This is a genomic window from Anabaena sp. EIM26 (assembly GCF_057568715.1).
Genome location: NZ_CM172472.1, coordinates 3,326,505 through 3,352,782, shown reverse-complemented (window position 1 = coordinate 3,352,782; position 26,278 = coordinate 3,326,505). Strand labels below are relative to the sequence as shown.

Sequence of the window (26,278 nt, the reverse complement as noted above, 5' to 3'; positions counted from 1 at the left end):
ATGTGGAAAGTAAATATCACCTGTAACGATGAAGCCTGGAAGCTTTATGGCGTTGAGTTTAAGACACTTGCAGGTAAATATAAAGGCGAATTGATTGGTTCTAAAAAAATGCCAGATGGGATACGTATCATGTCCTATAAAATCGAGGATGTCAGCGAAGCAGAAGCTTTCCAAGAAGAATGTGCAAAATTTGCAGGATTTACATCCGACTTTGAATCACTGTAAAAATATTTTTGGCTACTTATTTCTGTCAAAATTCAGAACAAAATTAGGAGATGTGGGGTGATAAGACTACTAACATTAATATTAGTTACTATGTCATTATGGACAAGTATTTTAATTTTACCTGCCAGTGCAGTAGATACCGCAAATGGCACAGAAATTTTTAGCGTGCATTGTGCAGGTTGTCATCTTAATGGTGGTAACATTATTAGAAGAGGAAAGAACCTCAAAAAGAATGCACTTAAGAAATATGGTATGGATTCCCTAGAGGCGATTACAAACATCGTCACTAATGGTAAAAATAATATGTCAGCCTATAAAGACCGTTTGACAACCGAGGAAATTCAAAACGTTGTAGCTTATGTTTTGGAACAAGCAGAAAAAGATTGGAAATAATACAAAAAATATGACTTTACCCCAAGAAAGCTATCTTCAATTTACCCCTGATTTAAAAATTTGCCGAATTTTAAATGGAATGTGGCAAGTTTCCGGTGGACATGGACGCATTAACCATAAAACTGCTGTTGAGTCGATGTTCCAATATGTCGATGCTGGTTTTACAACTTGGGACTTAGCAGACCACTATGGCCCAGCAGAAGATTTAATAGGTGAATTTCGTCGTCAATTAATTGCGACTCGTGGTGAAGAAGCTGTAAATAATATTCAAGCTTTTACAAAATGGGTTCCTCGTCCTGGAAAAATGACGAAAGAGATTGTCGAGAAAAATATTGATATATCTTTGGGTCGAATGGATGTGGAAGCCTTAGATTTAATGCAGTTCCATTGGTGGGAATATCGAGATTCTGGCTATTTAGATGCTCTCAAATATATGGCAGAATTGCAAACTGAGGGCAAAATTAAGCATTTAGCTTTAACTAATTTTGATACGGAACATTTGCAAATTATTACCGAAGCAGGAATCAAAATTGTTTCTAATCAAGTGCAGTTTTCATTAGTTGATAGAAGACCACAGGTAAATATGGTTAAATTCTGTCAAGAACATGATATTAAATTATTTACCTATGGTAGTGTTTGCGGTGGTTTGTTATCAGAGAAATATTTGGGAAAACCAGAACCAAAAGGTTTTGACCTCAACACCACAAGTTTGAAGAAATACAAAACCATGATTGATAATTGGGGTGGTTGGGTATTATTTCAAGAGTTACTTTCTGCCCTAAAACAAATAGCTGATAAGCATCAGGTGAGTATTACTAATGTAGCTGTAAATTATATTTTACATCAGCCAGCAGTGGGGGGTGTAATTGTCGGTGCAAGGTTAGGAATTGCGGAACATTTAGAAGATAATGCTAAGGTGTTTGGATTTAATTTAGATGCTGAGGATATAGCTAAAATAGATGCGGTTTCTCAACAATCAAAAGATTTGTATAAATTAATTGGTGATTGTGGGGATGAGTATAGACGGTAGAAATTAGGGGTTGGGTGTTTGGGTGTCTTGAATCAAAGCTTGAAAACGTTTATCTTCCCGAATAGCATCAAAATCAGAATCAGCTTTTGCCATTTCACGGTATTTGTCAGGATTCAAATTAATTACTGTTTGCAGATTTTCAATGGCTTTTTCAATATTACCTTGCAAGGCATAGCTACAAGCTTTATTGTTCCAAGCTAGGTGGTAATCAGGTTTAAATTCCACTGCTTTGTCGTAGGAAGATATCGCTTCTTCATACCTGCCTAAATTCTTGAGGGAAATGCCCCGGTTGTTCCAAGCTAGGTGGTAATCAGGTTTAAATTCCACTGCTTTGTCGTAGGAAGATATCGCTTCTTCATACCTGCCTAAATTCTTGAGGGAAATGCCCCGGTTGTTCCAAGCTTCGTGGTAATCAGGTTTAAATTCCACCGCTTTGTCGTAGGAAGATATCGCTTCTTCATACCTGCCTAAATTATGGAGGGAAATGCCCCGGTTGTTCCAAGCTAGGTGGTAATCAGGTTTAAATTCCACTGCTTTGTCGTAGGAAGATATGGCTTCTTCATACCTGCCTAAATCATCTAGGGAAATGCCCCGGTTGTTCCAAGCTAGGTGGTAATCAGGTTTAAATTCCACTGCTTTGTCGTAGGAAGATATGGCTTCTTCATACCTGCCTAAATCATCTAGGGAAATGCCCCGGTTGTTCCAAGCTTCGTGGTAATCAGGTTGAATTTCTATTGCTTTGTCGTAGGAAGATATGGCTTCTTCATTCCTACCTAAATTGCGTAGGGAAATACCCCGATTGTTCCAACTATGGTGGTAATCAGGTTGAATTTGCAGTGCTTTGTTGCAGGAAGATATCGCTTCTTCATACCTGCCTAAATTTCGTAGGGAATTACCTCGGTTGTTCCAAGCTAGGTGGTAATCAGGTTGAATTTCTATTGCTTTGTCGTAGGAAGATATCGCTTCTTCATACCTGCCTAAATTTCGTAGGGAATTACCTCGGTTGTTCCAAGCTAGGTGGTAATCAGGTTGAATTTCTATTGCTTTGTCGTAGGAAGATATCGCTTCTTCATACCTGCCTAAATTATGGAGGGAATTGCCCCGGTTGTACCAAACTTCGTGGTAATCAGGTTGAATTTCTATTGCTTTGTCGTAGGAAGATATCGCTTCTTCATACCTGCCTAAATTTCGTAGGGAATTGCCCCGGTTGTACCAAGCTAGGTGGTAATCAGGTTTAATTTCTATTGCTTTGTCGTAGGAAGATATCGCTTCTTTGTAATCTTGCTCAGAACGTTGTAATTTACCTAATTCAACTAACAAAGTAGCTTTTTTCTCACTAAATATTTCATGTTCAAGGAGTTCTTGAATTTCCAGAATTTTCCTGTTTCTTTCTCCATCAGTTAAATTTACATATTGTTCATAATCTCCCTCTTCTAAAATGCGCGTTGATTCTTGTTCTAGAGTTGTTGAATCTAAAGGAAAATCAAAGAAACCAGAACGCCAATCAAAGAAATCAGGAGCGCGTTGAATAAAATATTTAATTGCAAACTGAGGTAGTAAAAATATAAAACAGATATTAAAAGTATCTCTAAACCTTTCTCGCTGCTGATTTATGTTAATTAAAATAGGTGGTACACTTTCCCAACTATATGAATAAAGTTCTTTACTATTCCAACCTGCTAATTTTTTACTTTCTTCATATTGATATAAAGCAGACTCTAAACCTGTAATAAATAAAATGTTTGTCTCGTTTTTATTATCTAGGTTATCAATTATTTCATATAAGTTATGAGCATCTTTATCTAATTTGATAACTTCTATATTTTTATCATTAATATCTTCTTTAATTTTTAAAATTAATTGTTCACTTCCAGCCGGAGAACAGCGTACAAACAATAGACCAAAGCCTTCTGTAAACCTAAGTGTACGAATAAAGGCTTGATATTCTTCATCTTCTTCTATTGGTAAATCATGATCCCAATCGGTTAATTTAAGAGGCATAATTTTAGTTAGATAATACTAATCAAATAATGTAGGTTGGGTAGAACGAAGTGAAACCCAACAAAATTACGGAATAAAGTTGTGAAAATGTTGGGTTTCGTTCCTCAACCCAACCTACAATTTTCTATTTTTATTCAGGATATGATTGATTATAAGCGTCCTGAAAATCTTTTATGCCTTTAATTAAAGGATGAATATCATACCAAATGTTACTTTCTCCATCAGGTTTTTGATAACGATATTCTAAGATACAACGATTAAATAATAAACCTCGATATAGTTGATCATTAACTATTTCTTTGGTATGATAAACCTTTGCCAGTGCTTCCCATTCATTAGCATAAATGGTATTTTTATAGGTGTTTCGCAATTCGCTAATTGAATGCTGCAAAGCTTTGTTAGAAATAGGCAAAGTGTTTGTATATTTCAAGGCTTCCTTCATTAATAATAACAAATTCCGCGCATGACCTCCACTCATTAAACATAACATCTCTAGAGATTTTCTACTTTCAAACAAATCAACAATAGATTTACTCTCATCTACTGTATTTAGTCGTTTTTGGAGAAGTTCAATAACTTTATTAATTCCTCTTTGGTAAGGTTCATTTTTAGAAGTTTGTACCATAATCATCGGTAAAACTTGAGGAGTTCCATAGATATCTACTAATGATGCGGCTCGGTCAGAATAAAGTAAAGAAATTGGTACGGTATAAATTAAATGACAATCTAAATCTTTTATTTGTTCGTTACGGTCTATAAAAATTTGGTCATGATTGCTGCGTTTATCTTCTTGGATGACAGGAACAATTCTATCTAAGTTATCGGCAATTAAGACTATTTCAGAATATCCAGAAGGTAGATTATTTTTGGCATCTTGAATAAATTCATTCAATGCCTTAGTCAAAGTAATAGTATGAGGATTAATCAAATCACGAATTTTTCGGCGTTCTCCAGGTTCACTCCGCATTTTTGTAGTAATTTTCGCAAATTGCGAAACCTGTGCCTCAATTGATAATTCTTCTATAGAAATTTTTGTTTGTAATAAATCTTTTAAATCTTCACATCGTTCTTTTAACCAATTCAATACAGCTTTAGAGTTAGTTCTATCTTTAAATGCTGCTAAAATATTACGTGTGCAAGCTAAGAGAATATCTGTATATTGAACATCCTCTGGATCAATATCTTCTTCATCAGCCGCAAAGTAGACGACAAAAAAACCTTTTTCATCTAAAAATTGTTGTAATCGCAGTAATTCTGTAGATTTACCCGCACCACGATGACCTGCATAAAGTTGACAGGTTATTCTGTCAGAATATAAAATTCCTCTCCCCACTGCTTCCAATATGTCACCATCTCCCCGGACTTCGTGACAATCAACATAAGCAGGATCTCCAGCCGGTAAAGGTCGGAATGGGTCAAAAGCATTATATAGCCGTTTTAAGAAAGCGAAATCTGATGTCATAGTAGAAAAGCTCACCACCTAGCGTCATATTAACGCAAAAATACTGAGATTTAGACATTTGCTGGCGTTACAGTATATTAAAAAATACTCGATAATCAAAAATGATTGCGAACAATACTATTCCAACAGGATATTTACGCAAAGTTCATCATATCGCTTTAAATGTCCGTGATATGCAAGCTTCCCGCCATTTTTACGGTCATATTTTGGGTTTACATGAACTCACAGGAGAAGAAGTACCCGCAACTTTAATAGAACTTGTCGCATCTGGTAAAGTTGCTAATTTTGTCACTCCTGATGGGACGATTATTGATTTATTTGGAGAACCGGAATTATCACCACCAGATTCTGACCCAGAAAAGGCTTTTACTAGAGCTTATCATTTGGCGTTTGATATAAATCCAGAACTATTTGATCAAGCTGTGGCCGTGATCAGGGAAAATAATTTAGTTATTGCACACGGCCCAGTTACCCGTCCTACTGGTAGAGGTGTGTATTTTTATGACCCTGATGGGTTTATGATTGAAATTCGTTGTGATCCTCATTAAATGCGAAAATGGAAAAAATATTAAAGGTCATTGAAGACGTAATTACTAACCCACCAATTCCCCACGAACCCTATAAGCAATCATTGAAAAATTGGGCTATGTATTGCTTACGTGATAGAGGTTTTATTGTGGTTTATGCTCAAAAAGCTGATTTTGCGGTCGAATTTAAAAGCGGAGAAAAGTTTTATTTTAAAGTGTCTAATACTGCTGATGATTTAGATAATAAATTTAACTGGATTGTTTGGGATAGTGTTGCTAAAAAAGTTAGTTTGATTAAGCAAGTTGTTGAGGCTGGTAATTAGTAATTGGGGCGCAAAACTATCACATGGACTAGTAGAATATAGAGGGTGGGGAACCCCTCACAAGGGTAGGTATTTTACATTGTCGTGAGGGCAAGACAAGGATGACAAGGAAGGACAGTGGACAAGGGAGGAAAACCGTACAAAATCAGATTCTCTTGGTAACAAGAACAGTCCGTCAAAATACCATTGTGCGTATCAAATCTTCCTTGTCTACCTTCCCTCCTTGTCTTCCTAATCCTGCCTTTACAGTTAATATTAAAAACCTACCCCTGTGAGGTGGGGAACCCCGCCCCTAAAGGTTTGGTCATGATAAATTATTGGTAATATATCCAGTTTGATTTTCGGAAGTTCTTTGCTTAAACCTATTTTTGATGAAGAGTAGAAAATTTAATACTTCTTCGATTAAAAAGTCCGGTGCTTGAGCAATTTTTTTAATGAGTTCTTCTTTTGTTGTCATGATTTCACATCATTTACTTCTTGATTTATATCATCTTTAGCTGCACGCTTTTGTGTAATTCGTTTTAGAGCATCATGTACCTGATAACGTTCACGTCGTGATATTACATAATTAGTTGGTTGATTCTCGTACCATTGATTCACTAAAGAAACAATATCATTTATTGCTTCGTTTGTTAATTTTCTAAATTTTGGACTTTCATTAGATTTTAATTTGTTACTGTTTTCGTTATCAAGAATTGGTTCTCTAATCCATTTATAGTAGCCATTATCATTATCGAGGGTAAAGAAAAATAGACATATTGGGAAATTACACTTTATGAATCGTGATTGCAGAACATTTATATCTGCTCCTTCAATATTGAAAATATGATCATTTTCAATGATTTTAGGGCTAGATTTTATTGCCTTTACCTCAACGCCAAAAATCCTATTAATATTTTTACCATTTTGCCTAATTGAAACTAAAATATCTAAATCATGCTCTTTTTTTTCGGTATCAACAATCAAGTCATCACGACGAGTTAAGTACACAACTGCCAAAGCTTTTGAACGTAAACCAATATACCAAGCTTGCTCTGTTTGCATAGTTTTATCTCCATTGTTGATCAGAAAATTGTGAAGCTAAATTCTTATTCTTATATTGACTCCAAAAATTATTGACTTCATGTCAAAGGATTTGTCTATTTTCTTTATTAATAGGAAATTTAGTAGATAGACTTGAGAGAGCTTTTAAATTTTCTCCATTGGCAGAAACTAAATAACCAACTTCTTGAATTTCATCAATTCCAACTATATAAGTTGGTGCTGGATAGGATGCTATACCAATTACAGATTCTTCTTCTACTTTCACCTTGAGGCGATGCTCTTTTTTAGTATAACCTTGCCTCGTAGTTTTGACTTGAACAAAGAAATAGGGAATATAAGAATCAGCACCTACTAATTCAACAATAAAATCAAGATACTGCCATTTATCTCCTAAAAACTGCGGCTTAAAAATGGGACTACCACCCAAGGGAAACGGTGTCATTAAAAGGTGAAATAGCGATTCTCCTCTCGCTCCCAGTGCATCTCTCATTTTTTTACATATACTCCTATCATAATTCAATCTATAATTTTCTTCACACAATAAAGGGTAGGCAATTTTGCCCACCCCATACAGATTTTACACAGTTATGAAAAGCTATCCTAAATTAATTCCCCTCTCGCAACTTATCCAAAACACTACGATCTTCTAAGGTTGAAGTATCACCAGATACCTCCTCACCCGCAGCCAGATTCCGCAACAAACGCCGCATAATTTTACCCGATCGCGTTTTTGGTAAAGCGTCAGTAAACCTGATTTCACCTGGACGGGCGATCGCACCAATTTCACTCACAACGTGCTTCTTCAGTTCCTTACTCAACTCTTCACTGGCTTGATAAGTCCCCTCTAAGGTCACAAAAGCCACTACTTCCTCACCCTTCAAATCATCCGGTTTACCCACTACCGCAGCTTCCGCAACCGCAGGATGAGACACCAACGCAGATTCTACTTCCATTGTTCCCAGACGGTGTCCTGACACATTCAGTACATCATCTACACGCCCCATGACCCAGAAATAACCATCCTCATCCTTTCTGGCACCATCACCAGCAAAGTACGTATAATTACCATCTTTGGGGGGAATATGTTCCCAATAAGTCCGCCGGAAACGGTCTGGATCACCGTAGACATTCCGCATCATTCCCGGCCAGGGATGCCGAACGGCTAAATAACCACCTTCATTATCCGAGACAGAGTTACCTTCTAAATCAACAATATCGGCAATAATTCCAGGAAAAGGACGAGTTGCAGAACCGGGTTTAGTGGGAATTGCACCAGGTAGGGGTGTAATCATAATCCCACCTGTTTCCGTTTGCCACCAAGTATCCACAATGGGACAACGTTCACCACCAATGATTTTGTGATACCACATCCAAGCTTCTGGGTTAATTGGTTCACCGACGGTTCCCAGTAAACGCAAAGAAGACAGATTCCGCGTATTTGGTAAATGTTCACCCATTTTAATAAATGCCCGAATCGCTGTCGGTGCTGTATAAAATGTGGTTACGCCGTATTTTTCAATGACATCCCAGAAGCAACCAGGATTAGAAGCACGGGGCGCACCTTCATACATGACAGTGGTTGCACCGTTGGAAAGCGGGCCATAGACAATGTAGCTATGTCCAGTAATCCAACCGACATCAGCAGTACACCAATATACATCTGTGTCTTGGAGGTCAAAAATCCATTTAGTGGTGATATGGGTGTATAAGTTATAACCCCCGGTGGTATGCACAACCCCCTTCGGTTTGCCGGTACTTCCAGAAGTGTAGAGGACAAACAGCATATCTTCGCTGTCCATTGGTTCGGCGGGACAATCAGCGGAAACACCTTTTTGTAAATCATGCCACCAATGGTCGCGCCCTGCTGCCATCTGTGTTTTTTGACCTGTGCGTTTGACCACTAACACATCTGTAACGCTGGGAACAACGCCATTATCTAAGGCTTTGTCTACCTGTTCTTTGAGGGGAACGATCGCATCTTTACGCCAGCCACCATCGGCTGTGATTACTAGTTTAGCCTCAGCATCATTCAAGCGATCGCGCAAAGCTTCGGCACTAAAACCCCCAAAAACCACGCTGTGGGGTGCGCCAATTCTGGCACAGGCTAACATCGCAATAGCCGCTTCTGGTATCATCGGCATATAAATCCCAATGCGATCGCCTTTTTTCACCCCTAACTGCTTCAAGACATTGGCAAATTGACAAACTTCCCGATGTAATTGAGCATAAGTAAGAGTGCGAGAATCTCCCGGTTCTCCTTCCCAAATCAACGCCGCTTTATTTTTCCGCCAAGTAGTCAGATGTCTGTCAAGACAGTTGTAAGAAATATTAATCTTACCGTCAACAAACCACTTCGCAAACGGAGGTTGCCAGTCTAGTACTTTGTTCCATTTTTGGAACCAATGCAACTCAGTTTCTGCCAAGTCTGCCCAAAATTCCTGAGGATCAGCTTTAGCTTTATCATATAGACGCTGATAGTCTTCTAAACTTTTGATCTTCGCTTGTTGCGAAAAATCACTTGGAGGATGAAACAGACGCTTCTCTTGTAAAATGGACTCTATAGTCGGTTGAGACATAATGATGTATGCAAAGAATATTGTGACTAAAAACTATAGTAGTGGTAAATTATGTAGTGATAATAAAATTATGCGGTACAACAAGAATTTTAATAATGAATAAAATGCCAAGTAGCACAAATTATGATTATCTATCCTTTTAGAAAAGGATAAAGTATATTTAACGGTGCGTTACACTTCATTAACTCACGCTACAAAATCAGCGATTCCTACGGATCGCACTATGGAATACCGCAGAGCTAAGGTAGAAGAAGGGACTTTCTTTTTTACTCAAGTTACCTACAATCGTCGTCAATTTCTGTGTGATCAAGAAAATATTTTCCTGTTACGCAAAGTTTTTAGAAAAGTTATCCAGCGGCATCCATTTACTGTAGATGCAATTGTTATTTTACCAAACCATTTACATTGTATTTGGACATTGCCACCAGGAGATGATGATTTTTCTCGGCGGTGGCGGTTAATTAAGAGCAATTTTACTCGTCTTTGTCATCCACAATATAGGGGAAAAATCTCTGCATCACGTCAACTCAAGAAAGAGCAAGCTGTTTGGCAACGTCGTTTTTGGGAACACCAAATTCGTGATGAGTTTGATTTTCAGCAACACGTTGATTACATTCATTATAATCCAGTGCGACATGGATATGTAACAGCACCCAAGGATTGGCAATATTCGAGTTTTCATCGTTATGTCACCCAGGGTATATATACAATTGATTGGGGTGTTGGTATGAAGTTAGAATTTCCAGATGATGTAGGAAGTGAGTGAACAATATCAAAATATTGTGTTGGTTTAAAGCAATATCTTGTCCATTTTTTGTAGGTTGGGTTGCGCTGTCGCTTAACCCAACAAATGCGTTGGGTTTCATTCCTCTACCTACAAATTAAGACTTTTTTCGATTTGGACAAGGTATTGTTAAAGTGAATATATATTATGTGGGAATATTTGTACAGTTAATTTATATTTATCAATTCTTTTAGATATCGTTAATGTTGGGTTTCGTTCCTCAACCCAACCTACGAGGAATTGCGATTCCACTGGTTATGATTTTTTCTCTAATTTGCTAGTGGATGTACAAGCGCAATTAGAAGCTAGAAAAACAGATCGGTTTATTAACGGTGTTCCGCTGCTTGCTGATAATCCCTTAATGTCTTCAGAGATTTTCTCCTTCCAATCTGGGGAGGGTGTAAATCTCCCCATCCGGCAAGGTAACTCTGACAGCACGATGATCCACAACATCGCTAATGCTAATTTTGGCTCCAGTAAAGTCAGTATCAGTAAAGCTGAGATCGCTGGACAGAATATCTTCAAGATTAGCTCTTCTGAGGGTGGCTTCTTGGAACGAAGCTTTACGCAAATCGGCTCCTTTGAGAGAGGCATCATCCAAGTTGCACCGATTGAAGTAAACACTAACCAAGATACTATTGTCAAAGTTGGCTCGACGCAGGTTGGAATCTTGGAATCTAGCCCCATTCAAGTCAGCACTCTCGAAACACGCTCCTTCCAAGTTGGTATCGTCGAACATAACGTCCTTCAAGTTAGCCCCAGCGAGGTTAGCCCCAACCAAAATAATTCCAGTCAGATCCAAAGTGTGCAAACTGGCATCGCTCCAATCAACACCAGAGAAGTCTCTTTCTCCAGCATAAATCCGTCTTTCCAATTCTTTTCTATCCATAATCTAATTTCTCAAATAATTAATCAAATCAATAGTAACCCACTCAACCTCTGGCAAAGCCTCTTCGACCCCACGAATCCCTTCAACATCAACCTCCAAATAACCGACCTCCCCACAGGACAACTAACAGAAGCCCAAATCACCTCCTTCGACCAATACGGTCGCCCCAACAGCGGCACAATCCTCATCGACGACAACGCCAACGGAATCGGCTGGTTCATCGACCCCACTCCCTGGGAAAACAGTGAATTCACCTCCACCCTCACCGACACAGCTTTCCGCGCCACCACTACAGTAGGTTGCGTTAAGCGATCGCACTGTGTCCCGCAGGGATACGTTCACGTTCCACAAACCAACCTACAAATCAAGACTTTTTTCGATTTGGACAAGGTATTGTTAGAGTGAATATATTATGATGTAGGAATATTTGTACAATTAATTTATATTTATCAATTCTTTTAGATATCGTTAATGTTGGGTTTCGTTCCTCAACCCAACCTACGAGGAATTGCGATTCCACTAATGTAGGTTGGGTTAAGCGACAGCGCAACCCAACAAATGCGTTGGGTTTTATCCCTCTACCTACAAATTAAGACTTTTTTCGATTTGGACAAGGTATTGTTAAAGTGAATATATATGATGTAGGAATATTTGTAAAATTAATTTATATTTATCAATTATTTTAGATATCGTTAATGTTGGGTTTCGTTCCTCAACCCAACCTACGAGGAATTGCGATTCCACTAATTTATAGTGGTCAATTATTTTAGATATCGTTAATGTTGGGTTTCGTTCCTCAACCCAACCTTGTATCTTAGAGGTATGTTAGAAGAAGTGGTAGACCGTCAGGAATATCTGCCAATTTAATAGTCGGTTTCGATAGCTCCTTCAGGGAAATTTCTTCCTTCAGTCCACAAACAGTTCTCGAAGGTAACTTGGGCTATTCGAGTCCTGTGAAAGAAAGCGTTCCTAAAGTCACACTCTTCGATGATCAGTCGGTAAAAACTTCCATCGGAGAGGTCGGCATTACTGAAGTTACTTTTGGTAAAGGCAGTTTCAATTCCGACACCGCCCATAGAGGCATAGGTGAAATTAACTTTGGTAGCGTCACAATACATGAGAGCGGCATTAATCAAGTTAGCAGCAGTAAAGTTGGCATAGTCAAGCACCGCGTACTCTATCCTAGCTCGCTCCAAATTGGCTTTTCTCAGATAAGCTCTGTTGAAGAAGCCATGCGTAAAATTAGTGCAGACCGCTTGAATGGAAGCCATTACAGCATCGACAAATTTGCACATTATAAGATCGGCACAAGTCAAGTCGGCATGGCTGAGGATCGCTTCAGTCAAATCCAATTGAGTGAGCTTGCTAAATCCCAGATTAGCTCTGGTCAAGTTAGCTCTTTGCCAATTAGATTCATGAGCTTCCAACCCTCTCAAATCGGCTCCAGTCAGATTGGCTCCAGTCAGAGTAACATCGTGCATCCCAGCTTTGAGCAAGATTGCCGCACTCAAATTGGCATTGGTCAAGTTAACCGAGCCAAGCACAACTTGAGTGAGATCGGCTCCACTGAGATCGATACCAGTCAGATCAATACTAGTGCCATTGATAGGGATACTATTGAAATCAACCCCACTCAAGTCAATCCCACTAAAGTGTCTCTCCCCAGCAGCATATCGCTTCAGCAATTCTTCACCAGTCATGCCAATACCTTTTTACTAACTAACATCTACTCTACCGCTCAAACCCTGTGGCAAACTGCCACACCCAACAACAACTTCATCGGTACAGACACCTTCACCTACATCATCCTAGACAACAACGCCATTTCAAACGAAGCCACAGTCACCGTCACCGTCAACAACATCGACCCCACGATCAACAACGTTACGGTAGAATCAAATATTCAAGAAGGTAAAATCAGCACCTTCAGCGCCACAGCCACCGACCCTGGTAATGACCTCACCTACAGTTGGAACTTTGGCGATCGCACAGATGCAGGCATCCTTAACCCCACTTACACTAATAGTGGATACTTACACTTTTAGTCAGCCTTTACTCAAAACCCTCCAGAATTTGGTTAAACCTAAAGGAATTGTTAAGTGTGATTTAGGAAAATACAAATTGCACCTCTTGTCCCTTCTTAAAGGGTAAAATAACAATACATCCATAAATTAATAGGTATATTGCACCCATTAGCCTGAGAAAAGCCCGTGTTGTTACATACTCGAAAGATTGTTAATTAAAATACTTTAGAACAATGAGCTTTCTAGAGAATCTTCTTTTAAAACCAGATTTTAACACTCAACCATGTTTTCGATACTGCTTTGGCAATGTATAAAATTTTAACAAAATTGTTAGTCACTGAAGAGTAGGACGTAGTTTGCAAGCAAAAGAGATTAAGGAGAAACTCAAGTCACTGATCGATAAAGCCTCAACGATAGATCCTCAGTTAGCAAAAAGGCTAAATGAGATTAATCGCTGGGTAAAATTTATTCGACCTGGTTCTCTGACTGCTAAACCATTTGTACTTGCCTTCCTCCTAGAGGTAATTACGGACTCTACAATTTGGCTGATCATTCAATCATTACCTTCGGAAGCAGCACGAGAAGCAAAATTTGCTCAAATGACACCAAATGAGCGATATTGGTATAGTTATCTCTTTCCTAGATGGATAAACTCAACAGATGCCAAATTTTATATTTGGAAGAAAAAAATAATGGCAGGAGAGTTTAATCATTTGGATGGTGATATTATTAAATTAATAGCTCAAGATGTTGTCCGTCGTGAAGGTAGTTTTTGGCAGCGCTATATTGCCGACCTTTCTATGGCAACAGATTTAATTATTAGTAATCATCAACAAAAACCACTTTGTATTCAAGTTACCAGTGTTAGTGAAGAGTTTCATGGACGAAAGTATGAGAAGTGGCAAAATGCACTGCAATTGTGGGAAATAGAAAGAGGATTGTTCCTAAGTTACAATCCCGGTTCAAGTGATTTTATCAATCAGTTAGTCAATGTGGCACTGTATAACAGTGACCATCTTGCTGAAGGGAAGTATGTCAATTTTTCCTGATGTCAATTTTTTGATGTCGAATATCTGAGTCCTAGCCCTACATCGTTACCTGCTTACAACAGCATTTATGGTTAACCAACAAGAAATGAACAGCATTACTCAAGTAGATGAATTTGCTGAAATTTTAGCAGCAGCCCGCAGGATGCAGCAAGACTGGCTAGAAAATGGGTTAAATTTTGTTCATCTTTATGTTGAAGATGTAGATGGAGATTGGCTAGAAACTTGGGAAGATGATGAAATCTCTAATTCTTTATTTGATGCTATTAAAGAGTTTCTGGTGAGTGATGATGATGTGGCTGTGAAAATTAGGTATTATTTGAGAAATGAATCACTGTTTGATTTAGCTGTAAATTTAGAAGAATCTTTGCGGATTTATAGAGGAGATGAAAAATTATGTGCTGTGAGGGATATCTTAATTGGTAATGGTGATATTTGTCATCAGGAATTATTAAATTTAGCAAATAATCTAGTTGATAGGTTTTCTAGATTTTCGTAAATCGAGAAATTGAATATTTAGTCCAATTTATTTGCTAGAAAATAAGCATTACCTACTCTAAGTAATGCTTAGATCTTTCTTTGTCTAGTTTAGGACTTATGCAAAATGTGCTTGAAAATCTTATTCTTTCGTAGGGGTAATTCATGAATTACCCCTACTTTAGTTCTGTGTTGTGTAAGTCCTGTAGTTATCAACAATTTTGTAAATTACCGTCTCCCATGGCTGTGCGAGAAGGTTAACCACTAAGAGGATGTTTTAAAAGTATAGTTTCAACACTGTTCGGTTAAAACAACCACTAAGGAACAATAACAGTTCTTAATTCTTGTACGTGTGGTTTATAGACAAACCAGGTGGGATTATTGTCTGTATCCTGTTGACAAGGTAGTGGTTGTTCAAACGTAACTTCCCAATAATCACTCAATTTCTCAGTGTTACCTTGAGGACGTGCTGGGGCATTCTGAATTTGTCTTCTGATGGCAGAAACAAAAAATTTCGTACCTTGTCTCACTGAGCATTTTTCTTCATTACTGGTTATATCTTTTGATTGTTTATACCAGTTTTCTCGGCGCTTAAAAGTAGTACTGAAATTAGGTTTAACCCTTAAAATGCGGTCTACAGAAGTAGTTTGAGAAGATACAGTTTCAGTATTTATTATACCCAAAATACCACATACCACCGTTAGAGATAAAAGTAATTGCTGAGGACGTAATGTAATGTTACTAATTTTCATCTTGTAGTGTTTAGTTTTACGTTAGATGTTAATAACACCATTTTTGCATAAATTCTGTTTGTAGTTAAGTACCCACGCAATATTAATAAATCCTATTCTGTATAGAAGTGTGCCTTGATGACTACAAGTACTTGTATATCTGCCATCTTTTTAGGATTGTTGACACCGCAAATATACTGATATGATAAAATTTTTTGGGATTTATTTCTCAAGAGGGTCGTCATTAAATGCGCTAACTACACGTTAAACTGGACTAAAGTAGCAATTTCTTGCACTCTTGATCATAAAAAATATCTAAATCCTCTTAATCGAGATTTTCACTGTCTGAGAAATTGGAATGCTAGACCAAATTTTTAATTACTTAAACTTTCATTTCAGCATAGAAGCCTCTATAGTTCTCTTAATCTTAGTGTTTTTAGAGGCTGTGCTATCAGCAGATAATGCGATCGCACTGGCTGCGATCGCACAAGGACTAGAAGACAAAAAGCTGGAAAATCAGGCACTAAACATCGGTTTAGTATTTGCCTATGTGCTACGAATTACATTACTACTCACTGCCACTTGGGTACAAAAATTCTGGCAATTTGAACTGTTGGGTGCTGCTTACCTGCTGTGGCTAGTATTCCAACACTTTATATCACAGGAAGATGAGGACAATCACCATCACGGGCCACGTTTTAAATCTCTGTGGCAAGCTATACCCGTGATTGCTTTTACCGATTTGGCATTTTCCTTGGATAGTGTGACAACTGCGATCGCAGTTTCTCAAGAAAAATGGTTAGTAATTACAGGAACCACAATCGGGATTATCACACTTCGATTCATGGCTGGGTTATTTATTCGCTGGTTAGATGAATATGAAAATTTAGAAGATGCTGGCTATATCACCGTAGCATTTGTGGGTTTACGCCTATTGTTGAGAGTGATCAATGATGATTTAGTGCCACCTCAATGGATCATGATTAGTGCGATCGCCATCATCTTAGCTTGGGGATTTTCCAAACGCACCATCATTGAATTAGTCCCAGAAGAACCAGAAAAAAGCGAAGTATCGAAATAATTAGGAGTTCGGAGTTCGGAGGCAGGAGTCAGGAGTCAGGAGTCAGGAGTCAGGAGTCAGGAGTCAGAAGAAATATTCTTCCCTTGCACCCCTGCTCCCTTTCCTCTTCCCCAGTACCTAATTACTCATGTAACCAAGGAGTTAAGTGTGGCTGCCAAGTTACTAATTCTTCATCCTTAAACCAGAGTGCAATTTCCTTTTGTGCAGTTTCTGGAGCATCAGAACCGTGGATCAGATTACGGCCAACATTAATACCGAAATCGCCGCGAATCGTTCCTGGTTCTGAGTTTAAGGGATTAGTTGCCCCAATAATTTTTCTGGCAGAAGCGATAACGCCATCACCTTCCCAGACCATCGCCACAACAGGACCGGAAGTGATAAATTCGACTAAACCTGGAAAAAATGGTCTTTCCCGGTGAACATCATAGTGTTGTTCAGCTAATTCCCGGCTGACTTTCTGGAACTTCAAGCCAACGAGGGTAAAGCCTTTAGTTTCAAAGCGACGGATAATTTCACCTACCAGTCCGCGCTGTACACCATCAGGCTTGATTGCTAAAAATGTGCGTTCCAAAGCTATCTCCCAAAACTTAATAAAGCTTTTATGCGTTAATTGTCAGTCGTCTTTGATTTTTTGTCCAGTACTCCCAGAAGATTATCTGAGTCATGAGTACCGAGTACCGACTACCAATCACCAATCACCAATCAAAAATTCTTGCTGGGTGCATATCGCTTCCCTGCCTAATTTGTTAAATTGTTATCTCGTGGGCGAAAAATAGAGGTCAGGAATCAATGGGTGTCGAGTCAACCGCTGATGAGATTATCAAAATGCCTCCCAATGGGCATAAATCTGAATTGAAAAACCACAAGCACAAAAAGCTGCTACCACCTATTACCACGACAAGCGATTTACCTCGTACTTGGAAAATTGAGGATAGCGAAGACCTTTATCGAATTGAAGGTTGGGGAAAGCCTTATTTTTCCATTAATGCGGCTGGACACGTTACAGTTTCCCCCAAGGGCGATCGCGGTGGTTCGCTAGATTTGTTTGAATTGGTTAATTCATTAAAGCAACGTAATTTGGGGTTGCCCATGTTAATTCGCTTTTCCGATATTTTGGAAGATCGAATTGAACGATTAAACGCTTGTTTTGCTAAAGCGATCGCTCGTTATAACTATCCCGGTGTTTATCGCGGTGTTTTTCCCGTCAAATGTAACCAGGAAAGGCACTTAATTGAAGACTTGGTACGTTTTGGCAAACCCCATCAATTTGGTCTAGAAGCCGGTTCCAAGCCAGAATTAATGATTGCACTGGCTGTACTGGATACACCAGGCGCATTGTTAGTTTGCAATGGCTACAAAGACCGAGAATACATTGAAACAGCAATGTTATCCCAAAGGCTGGGACAAACGCCAATTATCGTCATAGAACAGATTGAAGAAGTTGATTTGGTAATTGCTGCTAACAAGCAATTGGGAATTAAGCCAATTTTGGGAGTACGGGCTAAGTTAAGCACCCAAGGCATGGGACGTTGGGGAACTTCCACAGGCGATCGCGCTAAATTTGGGTTAACCATTCCTGAAATTATGGAAGCGGTTGACAAGTTACGGGAAGCTAATTTACTCGATTCCTTACAGTTGTTACACTTTCATATCGGTTCACAAATCTCGGCCATCAATGTCATTAAAGATGCCATCCAAGAAGCCAGTCGCATTTATGTAGAATTAGCGATGTTAGGCGCAGATATGAAATATTTGGATGTTGGTGGTGGTTTGGGTGTCGATTACGATGGCTCTCAAACCAACTTCTACGCCTCCAAAAACTACAATATGCAAAACTATGCAAATGATATTGTAGCCGAATTAAAAGATACCTGTTCAGAAAGTCAAATACCCGTACCTACACTGATTAGTGAAAGTGGCAGAGCGATCGCATCCCATCAATCAGTCCTGATCTTTGACGTTCTCAGTACCAGCGATGTCCCCCTCGAACTCCCAGAATCACCACAAGAGGGAGAATCACCAATTATTAATTACCTTTGGGAAACCTACCATTCCATCAATCAAGAGAACTATCAGGAGTTTTACCACGACGCAGCTCAATTTAAAGAAGAAGCCATCAGCCGCTTTAACTTAGGAATTTTGCGTCTCAAAGAACGTGCTAAAGCCGAGCGTCTCTACTGGGCTTGTTGTCAAAAAATTCTGGAGATTACCAGACAGCAGGAATACGTACCTGATGAATTAGAAGACCTAGAGAAAATCATGGCTTCTATCTACTACATCAATCTTTCCGTATTTCAATCAGCACCGGATTGTTGGGCAATTGATCAACTATTTCCCATCATGCCCATACATCAGCTAGATCAAGAACCCACACAACGGGGAATCTTAGCAGACCTCACCTGTGATAGTGATGGTAAAATTGACCGCTTTATTGACTTGCGTGATGTCAAATCAGTTTTAGAACTGCATAAATTTAAACCTGAACAACCCTATTATTTGGGAATGTTCCTGAATGGAGCGTACCAAGAAATTATGGGCAACTTACATAATCTTTTTGGTGATACTAACGCTGTTCATATCCAATTAACACCCAAAGGCTACCAAATTGAACACGTTGTCAAAGGTGATACAATGAGTGAAGTAGTTAGCTACGTGCAGTACGACTCTGAGGATATGGTGGAAAACATCCGTCAGCGTTGTGAAAAAGCCTTAGAAGAAAATCGTATTACCTTAGCTGAGTCTCAGCGACTACTACAAACCTACGAACAAAGCCTCAGAAGATACACTTACTTGAATAGTTAGAATCGGTAATAGGTAATTAGTAATAGGTAATTGGTAATTGGAAAAGCTGTTACCCATTACCTATTACTCATTACCTAATTAATATTTGTTCCCAACAATTCTGCGATCGCTTGGTGTTCCAAAGGAGTTTCCGTCGGTGGGGTTTGACGAGCATCCGTAATCAGCCAGTCTAAAGCAGCCGCTTGCACATCAATCGCCGCCCCAGTCTTATCTACGCAATAACGTCCAAACACCAGCTTATCTACCAACCGCACTCCTGGAGCTAAACGCGACCATTCAAAAATCACGCTGTTATCTACAGTTGCACCATTACAAATCCAGCAATTGGGGCCAATCATTGCCGGGCCAACAATCTTCGCTCCATCTTCAATTCTGGTCATACCACCAATGTAAACTGGCCCTGTAATATCTACCTTATCCCAATTTACCGCTACATTTAAGCCAGTGTATATACCCGGTGCTACTTCATGACCAGGAATTTGCACATTTTTAATTTCTCCTAGCAACACACCGCGAATAGCCCGCCAATAATCTGGAACTTTTCCAATATCTACCCATTCAAAATCCATCGGGATAGCATAGAAAGGCGCATTAATTTCCACCAATTTGGGAAACAAATCACCACCAATGTCATATTCCACCCCAGACGGAATATAGTTAAATACTTCTGGTTCAAAAATGTAAATACCTGTATTGATATTAGTGCTAAGAGCTTCTTCAGTAGAAGGTTTTTCTTGGAAAGCTTTGATGCGATTATCCTCGTCAGTAACCACTACACCATAGCTAGAAACCTCTTCCTGTGGAACAGATTTAGTAATGATCGTTGCAATTGAACCCTTAGATTTATGCCATTTCACCGCCGCAGTTAAATCTAAGTCAATTAAGGCATCACCGCACAGTACCACAAAGGTATCATCAAAAAAAGGCGAGAAGTCTTGGATACGGCGCATCCCCCCAGCAGAACCAATTGCTTCCCCTACTAATTTACCGTCATCATCAATTTTGCCTTCAAAAGAATAGGCAATCTGCACCCCAAACCGTTGACCATCACGGAAATAATTTTCTATTTCCTCAGCTAAGTGGCTGACATTAACCATAATCTCGTCAAATCCATGCTGACGCAGCAGTTCTAGCAAAAATTCCATCACTGGCTTTTGCAGAATAGGAATCATCGGCTTGGGAATAGTATAAGTTATCGGACGGACACGAGTACCCTTACCCGCTGCGAGAATCATTGCTTTCATAAAATTTTATTCCTCAACCACGAGCCAGTTTACTTTCATCAAGAGCTTCTTAATCATCAGTTTTTATTCTGTTCTCAGCTAAAGGTATAACTAGATGATCATTAGTCAGTTATCTTTAAATTTACTAGGATTCTGGGTTTTGCTGAAGCAAAAATTTAGTTGATCGAGTTGGAACTGTTGGCTAAACTAGGCAAGCGGATTTTTATCTCCTGATAAAATTCTTCTTGAAATAGCTCTACCTTAGATTGAGCAGACAGCAGTAATAAGGCCCAAAAAACACTGACTAAGTTACCATGTTCCGACTCATGGGACTCCCGATTTTTATCTGCTTGCTTTGTTTGCGTCCACAACTGTACCAGTTGTTCTAAATTCAAACATTGTCCCTCTAAATTTAGGTCTTTAGCCGAAAGATGCAACACCTGTTCTAGTTCTAAAGCTACTTCTGTCAGATTCTCTTGGTGAGCTAATTCTAGTGCTTCCCGCATGGTTTGCATACTAGGCTGACGCTTAGGGCGGTGAGGCTTGCTGGCCTTATCTACCCGTTTTAGCTGGTTAGCCATAATCTGCAATTGCTCAATTAGCTCTTGCAAAGTCACCCGACGTTTTGGTGGCGGCATTGCGGCTGGACGGCGACGCAACTGGCGCTCTAATTGCAACCGCTGAATGGGATACAACTCACCATCTTCCCCATCCAAAAGTGAATCATCTGACACATTTTCTATATTATTATCTACTGTTGACAATTGCACCAAAGTATTAGCTTTGAATAATACAAGCATTGATGCAGATAAAAAAGCTTGCCCAGATTGAGACAAGTCAGCCTCATAGCCTCTTGCTGTTGACTCTGGTGCCATTAACTCTAAGTAGCGGTCTATTACCTCAATTACCTGCACATCCCAAGGATCAATTTCCCCCTGTTCAGCTTGGTGGATTAAATGTGTAATTGTTTCTAATAGCTCGGCAGCATCCATCAATTTTAGATTTTAGATTTTAGATTTGTCTTGTCCTTTAAAGACAAGGTTTTTTATTGATACAACTTAAATTACGAATTACGTTAGTGCAGCGGGGCGTAGCCCATTACTAAGTATCTTAATGGTCTGTATCGGACGGAGAATCATAGTTGATTGTAAAATTTGATGCAAAATTACTATGTTTACTGTTTTTGATAGCATCGAAAGTGCCTTTGATAGTACCAGCTATTGGCACTGCCACCAGTGTTCCCAACAAACCAGCAATTTCAAATCCCATCAAAATAGACACAAAAATCCAGATGGGATTGAGTCCGATAAATTCGCCCATTAACTTAGGAGCTAAGAGATTATCTTTAATTTGCTGTAAAATAGTTGCTACCATTGCCACTGGAAATGCTAACCACGAATTTTGTAATAAAACCAACAATGTTACTAAGCCTATACCTAAAGCTGCGCCCACAAAGGGTATAAGTTCAGAAATACCAATAATGATCGCAAATAGCAGAGCAAATGGTACTTTCATAAATAAGAAAATTGGCGTTAGCGCTATTACCATAAACAGTCCCAGCAATAGTTGACTCAGGAAAAAGTTCTGGAAATTTAGTTGTAAGGATTTAGTTAAAGGGACTCCAATATTAGATGGTAAGAGATTAACTAGACCAGACCAGACGCGATCGCCATATAACAGCATATAAAACGCCAGTACCACCACTAACACTATGTTCAATAACCCTGATAATAGCGACCCAGCGAATCCCACAGCACCAGAAGCTATCTGTTGTACCAAATTTTGAATATTAGCATTGATTTGATTGGTCACTAAGCTCAAATCAATATTGATACGTCTCTGACGTGCCAATAACTGTAATTTACCTAGGTTATCTTGACTAGAGACCAACCAATCAGGAAGCTTATTTAAAAGTTGGATTGCTTGGTCAACTACCATTGGTACAAGCGTAACACCCAAAACAATTAACAAAGTTAAAGTAAAGAGTAAAACTATAATCACCGATTGAGTGTGAGTAATTCTAGCCTTCTCAAATAATTTCACCGGATAATTGAGTAAAAACGCCAAAATAGCCGCAATACTCAAGATTGTAATCGGGTGCTGGAAATAGCGAAACAGCACCGACAGTAGCCAAACATTGAGCGCGATAATCGGGCCACTCAAACCGTAAATTAGCAAACTTTGAAGGGAGGTTGAACGGTGCATCTTGAGCAAACTAAAGAAATTTTATCAACTAAACCCGATATGAGTCCCCCACAATAAACTTTCTCTTGATAGTGTAGGTAGTTGACTCTGTGTTGCTACTGATTCCTATGATAGATATTTTTCTTCAACAATCCCACAATCGTATCAGCGTAGCTGATGAGAAGGAAGCAAAAAACTATGGATAAAAACATAGCAGACCTACGCAAAGACTACACTTTGCAAGATTTGAATGAAAATCAAATTGACCCTAATCCTTTTATACAATTTAAAATTTGGTTTGATCAGGCAACAGCAGCACAATTACCTGAACCTAATGCAATGACTCTGGCTACCTGCACACCAGATGGTAAACCCTCAGCGAGAATGGTACTACTCAAAGATTTTGACGAGCGAGGTTTTGTTTTATTCACCAATTACAACAGTCACAAAGGACAAGAACTAGCAGCAAATCCCCATGCCGCTTTAGTTTTCTGGTGGGCTGAACTAGAACGCCAAGTCAGAATTGTGGGGACTGTAGAAAAGATTTCAAAAGAGCAGTCTGATGGGTATTTTGAGATACGTCCACCTCATAGTCGCTTAGGTGCTTGGGCTTCTAATCAAAGTGAAGTAATTGCTGGCAGAGAAGTTTTGGAGCGACAATTACAAGAATTCCAGCGCAAATATGAAAATCAAGAAGTTCCCAGACCACCTCATTGGGGCGGATTTCGGGTAATTCCCCAAGAAATTGAATTTTGGCAAGGACGTTCTAGCCGTTTACACGATCGCTTGCTTTATACTCGGTTAAATGATGGCAGTTGGAAAATAGAGCGGTTATCACCTTAATTTTTTAGCGGGCAAAGATGCCCGCAGCACAAATTTACAACAATTCCGGATCAACACCTAGCTCACGTAACTTAGCTGCTAATAAATCAGCCCGTTGGCGTTCTTGTTCAGCCCGTTGATGTTCCTGTTCAGCCCGTTGATGTTCCTGTTCAGCTTGTTCACTACTCCAAAGTAGCAAATCTCCTCCCCTATCCCACCACCGCAACCAGTTCATGGTTTGACATAATCTTTCACCTGGCCAAATTCCTAAAAATAGCTCTAACTCAGGAATCCAAAAACGCCCATTAGTATCTGCTTGTTGTTTGGTGTATTCTCCATTTTGCAAACAGCGTACTTCTAAACTGGGTTCGTAGGGGTCGTAGGTGACATAAGTGGGAACTTTGAGTATGTGTTCGTAAAAATACAGCTTTCCATAAGGTGGTGTGGAACGCACAGATAATTCTCCACCTTCTGTATCTGAGAGAAATTCCATCACCACAGCCACGGGTTCCCCTTCTAGATTAGGGGTATAACTGCGACGTACCACTTCAGTCGCCACAGGATGCACCTGTGGTACATAAAACCAGTCAGGAGCTTTGATGATGATTTTTTTGTTTAAGGTGGCTACAAGCCCAAAATTAGAGCCAATTAGCATTTGTGGTAGAATGCACCCTGTTGCACCTAAAGCATCGGTTAATGCAGCAGCGAGAGGAGGTTGTTGAATGTTTTCCACTGGGTCGTCAGGTAAAATAAAATCTGCTGGGAGTGCTTCCCAAGTGACAGTTGGTGTTTTTTGGATGGGTTGCGTTTGTAGAATCATAGATTTATTTATAGGTTGTCAGAATCAGGATTTGCAGGATTTTCAAGGTTGAAATCAGAAACAATTTGGATATTCTTTAACCTCCCATTTTCAACCAAGCAAATATTTGATTAACAGTTAATTGTAAATTGATTCCTTCTAAAATTGGTAATTGCTGTTCACCTCTGAATAACTCCGGTTATTGGTGGGGACGAAAAACTAAAATAGAACGATCTTCAGGATCTATTAACCAACCCAATAAACAACCATGATTTAAACAATATAAAATATTATCTATCACCCGATTTGAATTCTGTTCAGGAGAGAGAATTTCAATAGTCCAATCTGGAGGAATGAAAAAATCATTAGGAACTTCCCCTTCAGCAGTAAAAGAAATATTTGACCATTTCAAAACCGTGATATCAGGAACTACTGAACGCACATCAAAACTGCAACGCAACTCAGGAAAAGCATAAGCGATTTTTTCCGCTTCGGTGATATCGTTAATACTGTTGCATAGTCTTAATTGTAAGCGGCTATGTTTTCCTTTGGGCATGGGTTTAGTGATAATTTCTCCGTTGATATATTCTCTAACTGGTTTTGTTTCTGGGAGTTGGAGAAATTCTGCTAAGGTGAGGGATTGATTAATTACTGTTGTCATTATTTCTCAATCCTGTAAATGGGATACTATTCTAATTTAACCTTTTTTGTCTGAATCAGGATAACCAGGATTTGAGGATTTTCAGGATGTTGTTTAATGATGGTTGGTTATTCTTGAAGGATTTTTTTGTCTGAATCAGGATGTCCAGGATTTGAGGATTTTCAGGATGTGATTTAATGATAGTTGGTTATGCACAAGTCACTAAAGAATGAACCACGAAGAAACGAAGGACACGAAGGAAAGAGGTTGCAGAGAGATTTTCCTCTTTCATCCTCTACATCCCTAAATGTTGGTTGTCCTCATTCTCACCATCTGCGTCTATCTGCGTTCATCTGCGTTCTTATCCTGTACATCCTAAAATCCTGGTTATCCTGATTCTGAGAATAACAATCTTTTAATTCTGCAAATCCTGTAATCCTGAGTCTAAAAATGTATATCTGAGATAAAAACCACCCCAAACGAATAGGATAATTATCAAAGTCCCGATACCCAACATATTGGGAAGCCAAAAAACTACTTCTATATGGTTTAATTCACCGGGTTTGAGTTTCCATATTAGTTGTTTACCATTTTTTTCTGGTTGGATTGGATCTTCAGTTTGTTGAATATTTTTAACTCCCCAAGGTGTTTGTAGGCTAAAGTCTAAATTTATGATTGAACCTGTACCAGTTAAAACATTTCCTTTACTGGTTAAAACAGAAAGAGAACGCAAATCTAAATCATAAATCAAGCGATTTCTAGATAAGAGTAAAAAATTGTTATTTTGTACGAGTAAGTTTGAGGAGATATTCGGCAATTCTGAATCACTGGAAACTGTATCGGGTTTTTGGGAAGTGCGATAGTTGAAAAATCCACTAAATTTTTCTTGTAATTCTCTTCCATTACTAAAGGGAATTTTGAGAATGATTTCTTCTGGAGAAATTCGTCTTGCTGATCCTGCTAATTTTTGGGCGCGTCGCTCTAAACTATTTAACCATTCGGAAACATAATCACTGCTAAAACTGGTGAGTTTGTCAGATAATTGAATGTGCTGTATTATTTCGCCGTTATTGGCATTATTAAAAGTAACACCTAAATCATATTGAACACAACCAGATAATATGAAAGAGGCGCATATTAACAACCACAAAATAGGTTTTACTCGGAAATTAGGTATATTCATAAAACTTCGACA

28 protein-coding genes and 1 pseudogene are annotated in these 26,278 nt (G+C 38.9%); 12 read left to right on the top strand and 17 right to left on the bottom strand.

Annotated features, from left to right (window positions below):
* From AC012T_RS14630 to AC012T_RS14620, 3 genes are read left to right on the top strand one after another with little or no spacing between them, the layout of a single operon-like run.
* Complete coding sequence (locus AC012T_RS14630; protein WP_487059400.1) at window positions 1–225, top strand: hypothetical protein; 225 nt, start codon at window positions 1–3, stop codon at window positions 223–225.
* Between the two features lie 57 nt (window positions 226–282).
* A complete protein-coding gene (petJ, locus tag AC012T_RS14625; protein WP_487059399.1) occupies window positions 283–618 on the top strand; it encodes a cytochrome c6 PetJ in 336 nt (111 codons plus the stop codon).
* Between the two features lie 10 nt (window positions 619–628).
* Window positions 629–1,648 (top strand): aldo/keto reductase, encoded by a 1,020-nt coding sequence (locus AC012T_RS14620; protein WP_487059397.1) that lies wholly within the window; start codon window positions 629–631, stop codon window positions 1,646–1,648.
* A gap of 3 nt (window positions 1,649–1,651) precedes the next feature.
* Here the strand turns inward: AC012T_RS14620 and AC012T_RS14615 are convergent, their stop codons facing one another.
* Window positions 1,652–3,649, bottom strand: coding sequence for a tetratricopeptide repeat protein (locus tag AC012T_RS14615; RefSeq protein WP_487059395.1), 1,998 nt, complete (start codon window positions 3,647–3,649; stop codon window positions 1,652–1,654).
* Between the two features lie 130 nt (window positions 3,650–3,779).
* The gene (locus AC012T_RS14610) at window positions 3,780–5,111 is read right to left on the bottom strand and encodes a P-loop NTPase family protein (RefSeq protein ID WP_487059393.1); all 1,332 of its coding nucleotides are present in this window, start codon (window positions 5,109–5,111) and stop codon (window positions 3,780–3,782) included.
* A gap of 101 nt (window positions 5,112–5,212) precedes the next feature.
* Here AC012T_RS14610 and AC012T_RS14605 point away from each other — a divergent pair, with 101 nt between their 5' ends.
* Window positions 5,213–5,659 carry a VOC family protein gene (locus AC012T_RS14605; protein WP_487059391.1) on the top strand — a complete coding sequence of 149 codons (447 nt, stop codon included), beginning with the start codon at window positions 5,213–5,215 and terminating at the stop codon, window positions 5,657–5,659.
* An 8-nt stretch (window positions 5,660–5,667) separates the two neighbouring features.
* Window positions 5,668–5,961 carry a hypothetical protein gene (locus tag AC012T_RS14600; protein ID WP_487059389.1) on the top strand — a complete coding sequence of 98 codons (294 nt, stop codon included), beginning with the start codon at window positions 5,668–5,670 and terminating at the stop codon, window positions 5,959–5,961.
* A 304-nt stretch (window positions 5,962–6,265) separates the two neighbouring features.
* Here AC012T_RS14600 and AC012T_RS14595 read toward each other — a convergent pair whose 3' ends face one another.
* The 4 genes from AC012T_RS14595 to acs all read right to left on the bottom strand — a co-directional run bounded on the left by AC012T_RS14595 (window position 6,266) and on the right by acs (window position 9,581).
* On the bottom strand, window positions 6,266–6,418 hold the full coding sequence (locus tag AC012T_RS14595; protein ID WP_487059387.1) for a DUF2281 domain-containing protein: 153 nt from the start codon (window positions 6,416–6,418) through the stop codon (window positions 6,266–6,268).
* Entirely contained in the window at window positions 6,415–7,005 is a 591-nt protein-coding gene (locus tag AC012T_RS14590) for a DUF4365 domain-containing protein (RefSeq protein ID WP_487059385.1), read from the bottom strand. Before AC012T_RS14590 ends, AC012T_RS14595 begins: the two co-directional genes overlap by 4 nt.
* An 82-nt stretch (window positions 7,006–7,087) precedes the next feature.
* Window positions 7,088–7,495, bottom strand: coding sequence for a DUF4365 domain-containing protein (locus AC012T_RS14585; protein ID WP_487059384.1), 408 nt, complete (start codon window positions 7,493–7,495; stop codon window positions 7,088–7,090).
* A gap of 115 nt (window positions 7,496–7,610) precedes the next feature.
* Window positions 7,611–9,581 carry an acetate--CoA ligase gene (gene acs, locus AC012T_RS14580; RefSeq protein WP_487059382.1) on the bottom strand — a complete coding sequence of 657 codons (1,971 nt, stop codon included), beginning with the start codon at window positions 9,579–9,581 and terminating at the stop codon, window positions 7,611–7,613.
* A 223-nt stretch (window positions 9,582–9,804) separates the two neighbouring features.
* Between acs and AC012T_RS14575 the strand changes: the two genes are divergently transcribed.
* Window positions 9,805–10,347: an REP-associated tyrosine transposase gene (locus AC012T_RS14575; RefSeq protein ID WP_487066597.1), complete on the top strand. Its 543-nt coding sequence runs from the start codon at window positions 9,805–9,807 to the stop codon at window positions 10,345–10,347.
* Window positions 10,348–10,732: 385 nt separating this feature from the next.
* On the opposite strand, the gene AC012T_RS14570 is transcribed toward AC012T_RS14575, so the two are convergent.
* The 3 genes from AC012T_RS14570 to AC012T_RS14560 form a co-directional block, all read right to left on the bottom strand.
* Window positions 10,733–11,104, bottom strand: a complete 372-nt coding sequence (locus AC012T_RS14570; protein ID WP_487066595.1) for a pentapeptide repeat-containing protein — start codon at window positions 11,102–11,104, stop codon at window positions 10,733–10,735.
* Between the two features lie 273 nt (window positions 11,105–11,377).
* Window positions 11,378–11,596, bottom strand: coding sequence for a hypothetical protein (locus tag AC012T_RS14565; protein ID WP_487059380.1), 219 nt, complete (start codon window positions 11,594–11,596; stop codon window positions 11,378–11,380).
* A 521-nt stretch (window positions 11,597–12,117) separates the two neighbouring features.
* Window positions 12,118–12,954, bottom strand: coding sequence for a pentapeptide repeat-containing protein (locus tag AC012T_RS14560; protein WP_487059379.1), 837 nt, complete (start codon window positions 12,952–12,954; stop codon window positions 12,118–12,120).
* On the opposite strand from AC012T_RS14560, the gene AC012T_RS14555 reads away from it, so the two are divergent.
* The 3 genes from AC012T_RS14555 (at window position 12,907) to AC012T_RS14545 (ending at window position 14,823) form a co-directional block, all read left to right on the top strand.
* Window positions 12,907–13,299 (top strand): PKD domain-containing protein, encoded by a 393-nt coding sequence (locus AC012T_RS14555; RefSeq protein WP_487059377.1) that lies wholly within the window; start codon window positions 12,907–12,909, stop codon window positions 13,297–13,299. The two genes, AC012T_RS14560 and AC012T_RS14555, sit on opposite strands and share 48 nt — an antisense overlap.
* Window positions 13,300–13,634: 335 nt before the next feature.
* Window positions 13,635–14,327: a hypothetical protein gene (locus AC012T_RS14550; protein WP_487059376.1), complete on the top strand. Its 693-nt coding sequence runs from the start codon at window positions 13,635–13,637 to the stop codon at window positions 14,325–14,327.
* A gap of 67 nt (window positions 14,328–14,394) precedes the next feature.
* Window positions 14,395–14,823, top strand: a complete 429-nt coding sequence (locus tag AC012T_RS14545) for a hypothetical protein (RefSeq protein WP_487059374.1) — start codon at window positions 14,395–14,397, stop codon at window positions 14,821–14,823.
* 295 nt (window positions 14,824–15,118) lie between these two features.
* On the opposite strand, the gene AC012T_RS14540 is transcribed toward AC012T_RS14545, so the two are convergent.
* Window positions 15,119–15,553, bottom strand: a complete 435-nt coding sequence (locus tag AC012T_RS14540; RefSeq protein WP_487059372.1) for a hypothetical protein — start codon at window positions 15,551–15,553, stop codon at window positions 15,119–15,121.
* A 337-nt stretch (window positions 15,554–15,890) separates the two neighbouring features.
* Between AC012T_RS14540 and AC012T_RS14535 the strand changes: the two genes are divergently transcribed.
* Entirely contained in the window at window positions 15,891–16,613 is a 723-nt protein-coding gene (locus tag AC012T_RS14535) for a TerC family protein (protein ID WP_487059371.1), read from the top strand.
* Between the two features lie 121 nt (window positions 16,614–16,734).
* Here the strand turns inward: AC012T_RS14535 and ndk are convergent, their stop codons facing one another.
* Window positions 16,735–17,184 (bottom strand): nucleoside-diphosphate kinase, encoded by a 450-nt coding sequence (gene ndk, locus AC012T_RS14530; protein ID WP_487059369.1) that lies wholly within the window; start codon window positions 17,182–17,184, stop codon window positions 16,735–16,737.
* A 218-nt stretch (window positions 17,185–17,402) separates the two neighbouring features.
* Here ndk and speA point away from each other — a divergent pair, with 218 nt between their 5' ends.
* On the top strand, window positions 17,403–19,415 hold the full coding sequence (gene speA / locus AC012T_RS14525) for a biosynthetic arginine decarboxylase (protein ID WP_487059367.1): 2,013 nt from the start codon (window positions 17,403–17,405) through the stop codon (window positions 19,413–19,415).
* A 74-nt stretch (window positions 19,416–19,489) separates the two neighbouring features.
* Here speA and AC012T_RS14520 read toward each other — a convergent pair whose 3' ends face one another.
* The 3 genes from AC012T_RS14520 to AC012T_RS14510 form a co-directional block, all read right to left on the bottom strand.
* On the bottom strand, window positions 19,490–20,659 hold the full coding sequence (locus AC012T_RS14520) for a nucleotidyltransferase family protein (RefSeq protein ID WP_487059366.1): 1,170 nt from the start codon (window positions 20,657–20,659) through the stop codon (window positions 19,490–19,492).
* A 155-nt stretch (window positions 20,660–20,814) separates the two neighbouring features.
* Window positions 20,815–21,630, bottom strand: coding sequence for a segregation/condensation protein A (locus AC012T_RS14515; protein ID WP_487059364.1), 816 nt, complete (start codon window positions 21,628–21,630; stop codon window positions 20,815–20,817).
* A gap of 118 nt (window positions 21,631–21,748) precedes the next feature.
* The gene (locus AC012T_RS14510) at window positions 21,749–22,843 is read right to left on the bottom strand and encodes an AI-2E family transporter (RefSeq protein WP_487059363.1); all 1,095 of its coding nucleotides are present in this window, start codon (window positions 22,841–22,843) and stop codon (window positions 21,749–21,751) included.
* Window positions 22,844–23,020: 177 nt separating this feature from the next.
* On the opposite strand from AC012T_RS14510, the gene pdxH reads away from it, so the two are divergent.
* A complete protein-coding gene (pdxH, locus tag AC012T_RS14505) occupies window positions 23,021–23,665 on the top strand; it encodes a pyridoxamine 5'-phosphate oxidase (protein ID WP_487059361.1) in 645 nt (214 codons plus the stop codon).
* A 34-nt stretch (window positions 23,666–23,699) separates the two neighbouring features.
* Here the strand turns inward: pdxH and AC012T_RS14500 are convergent, their stop codons facing one another.
* From AC012T_RS14500 to AC012T_RS14490, 3 genes and pseudogenes are all read right to left on the bottom strand, one after another.
* The gene (locus tag AC012T_RS14500; protein WP_487059359.1) at window positions 23,700–24,464 is read right to left on the bottom strand and encodes a Uma2 family endonuclease; all 765 of its coding nucleotides are present in this window, start codon (window positions 24,462–24,464) and stop codon (window positions 23,700–23,702) included.
* 76 nt (window positions 24,465–24,540) lie between these two features.
* Window positions 24,541–25,104: pseudogene (locus tag AC012T_RS14495) on the bottom strand (Uma2 family endonuclease).
* A gap of 394 nt (window positions 25,105–25,498) precedes the next feature.
* Window positions 25,499–26,266: a DUF3153 domain-containing protein gene (locus tag AC012T_RS14490; RefSeq protein ID WP_487059357.1), complete on the bottom strand. Its 768-nt coding sequence runs from the start codon at window positions 26,264–26,266 to the stop codon at window positions 25,499–25,501.
* Window positions 26,267–26,278 lie beyond the last annotated feature (12 nt).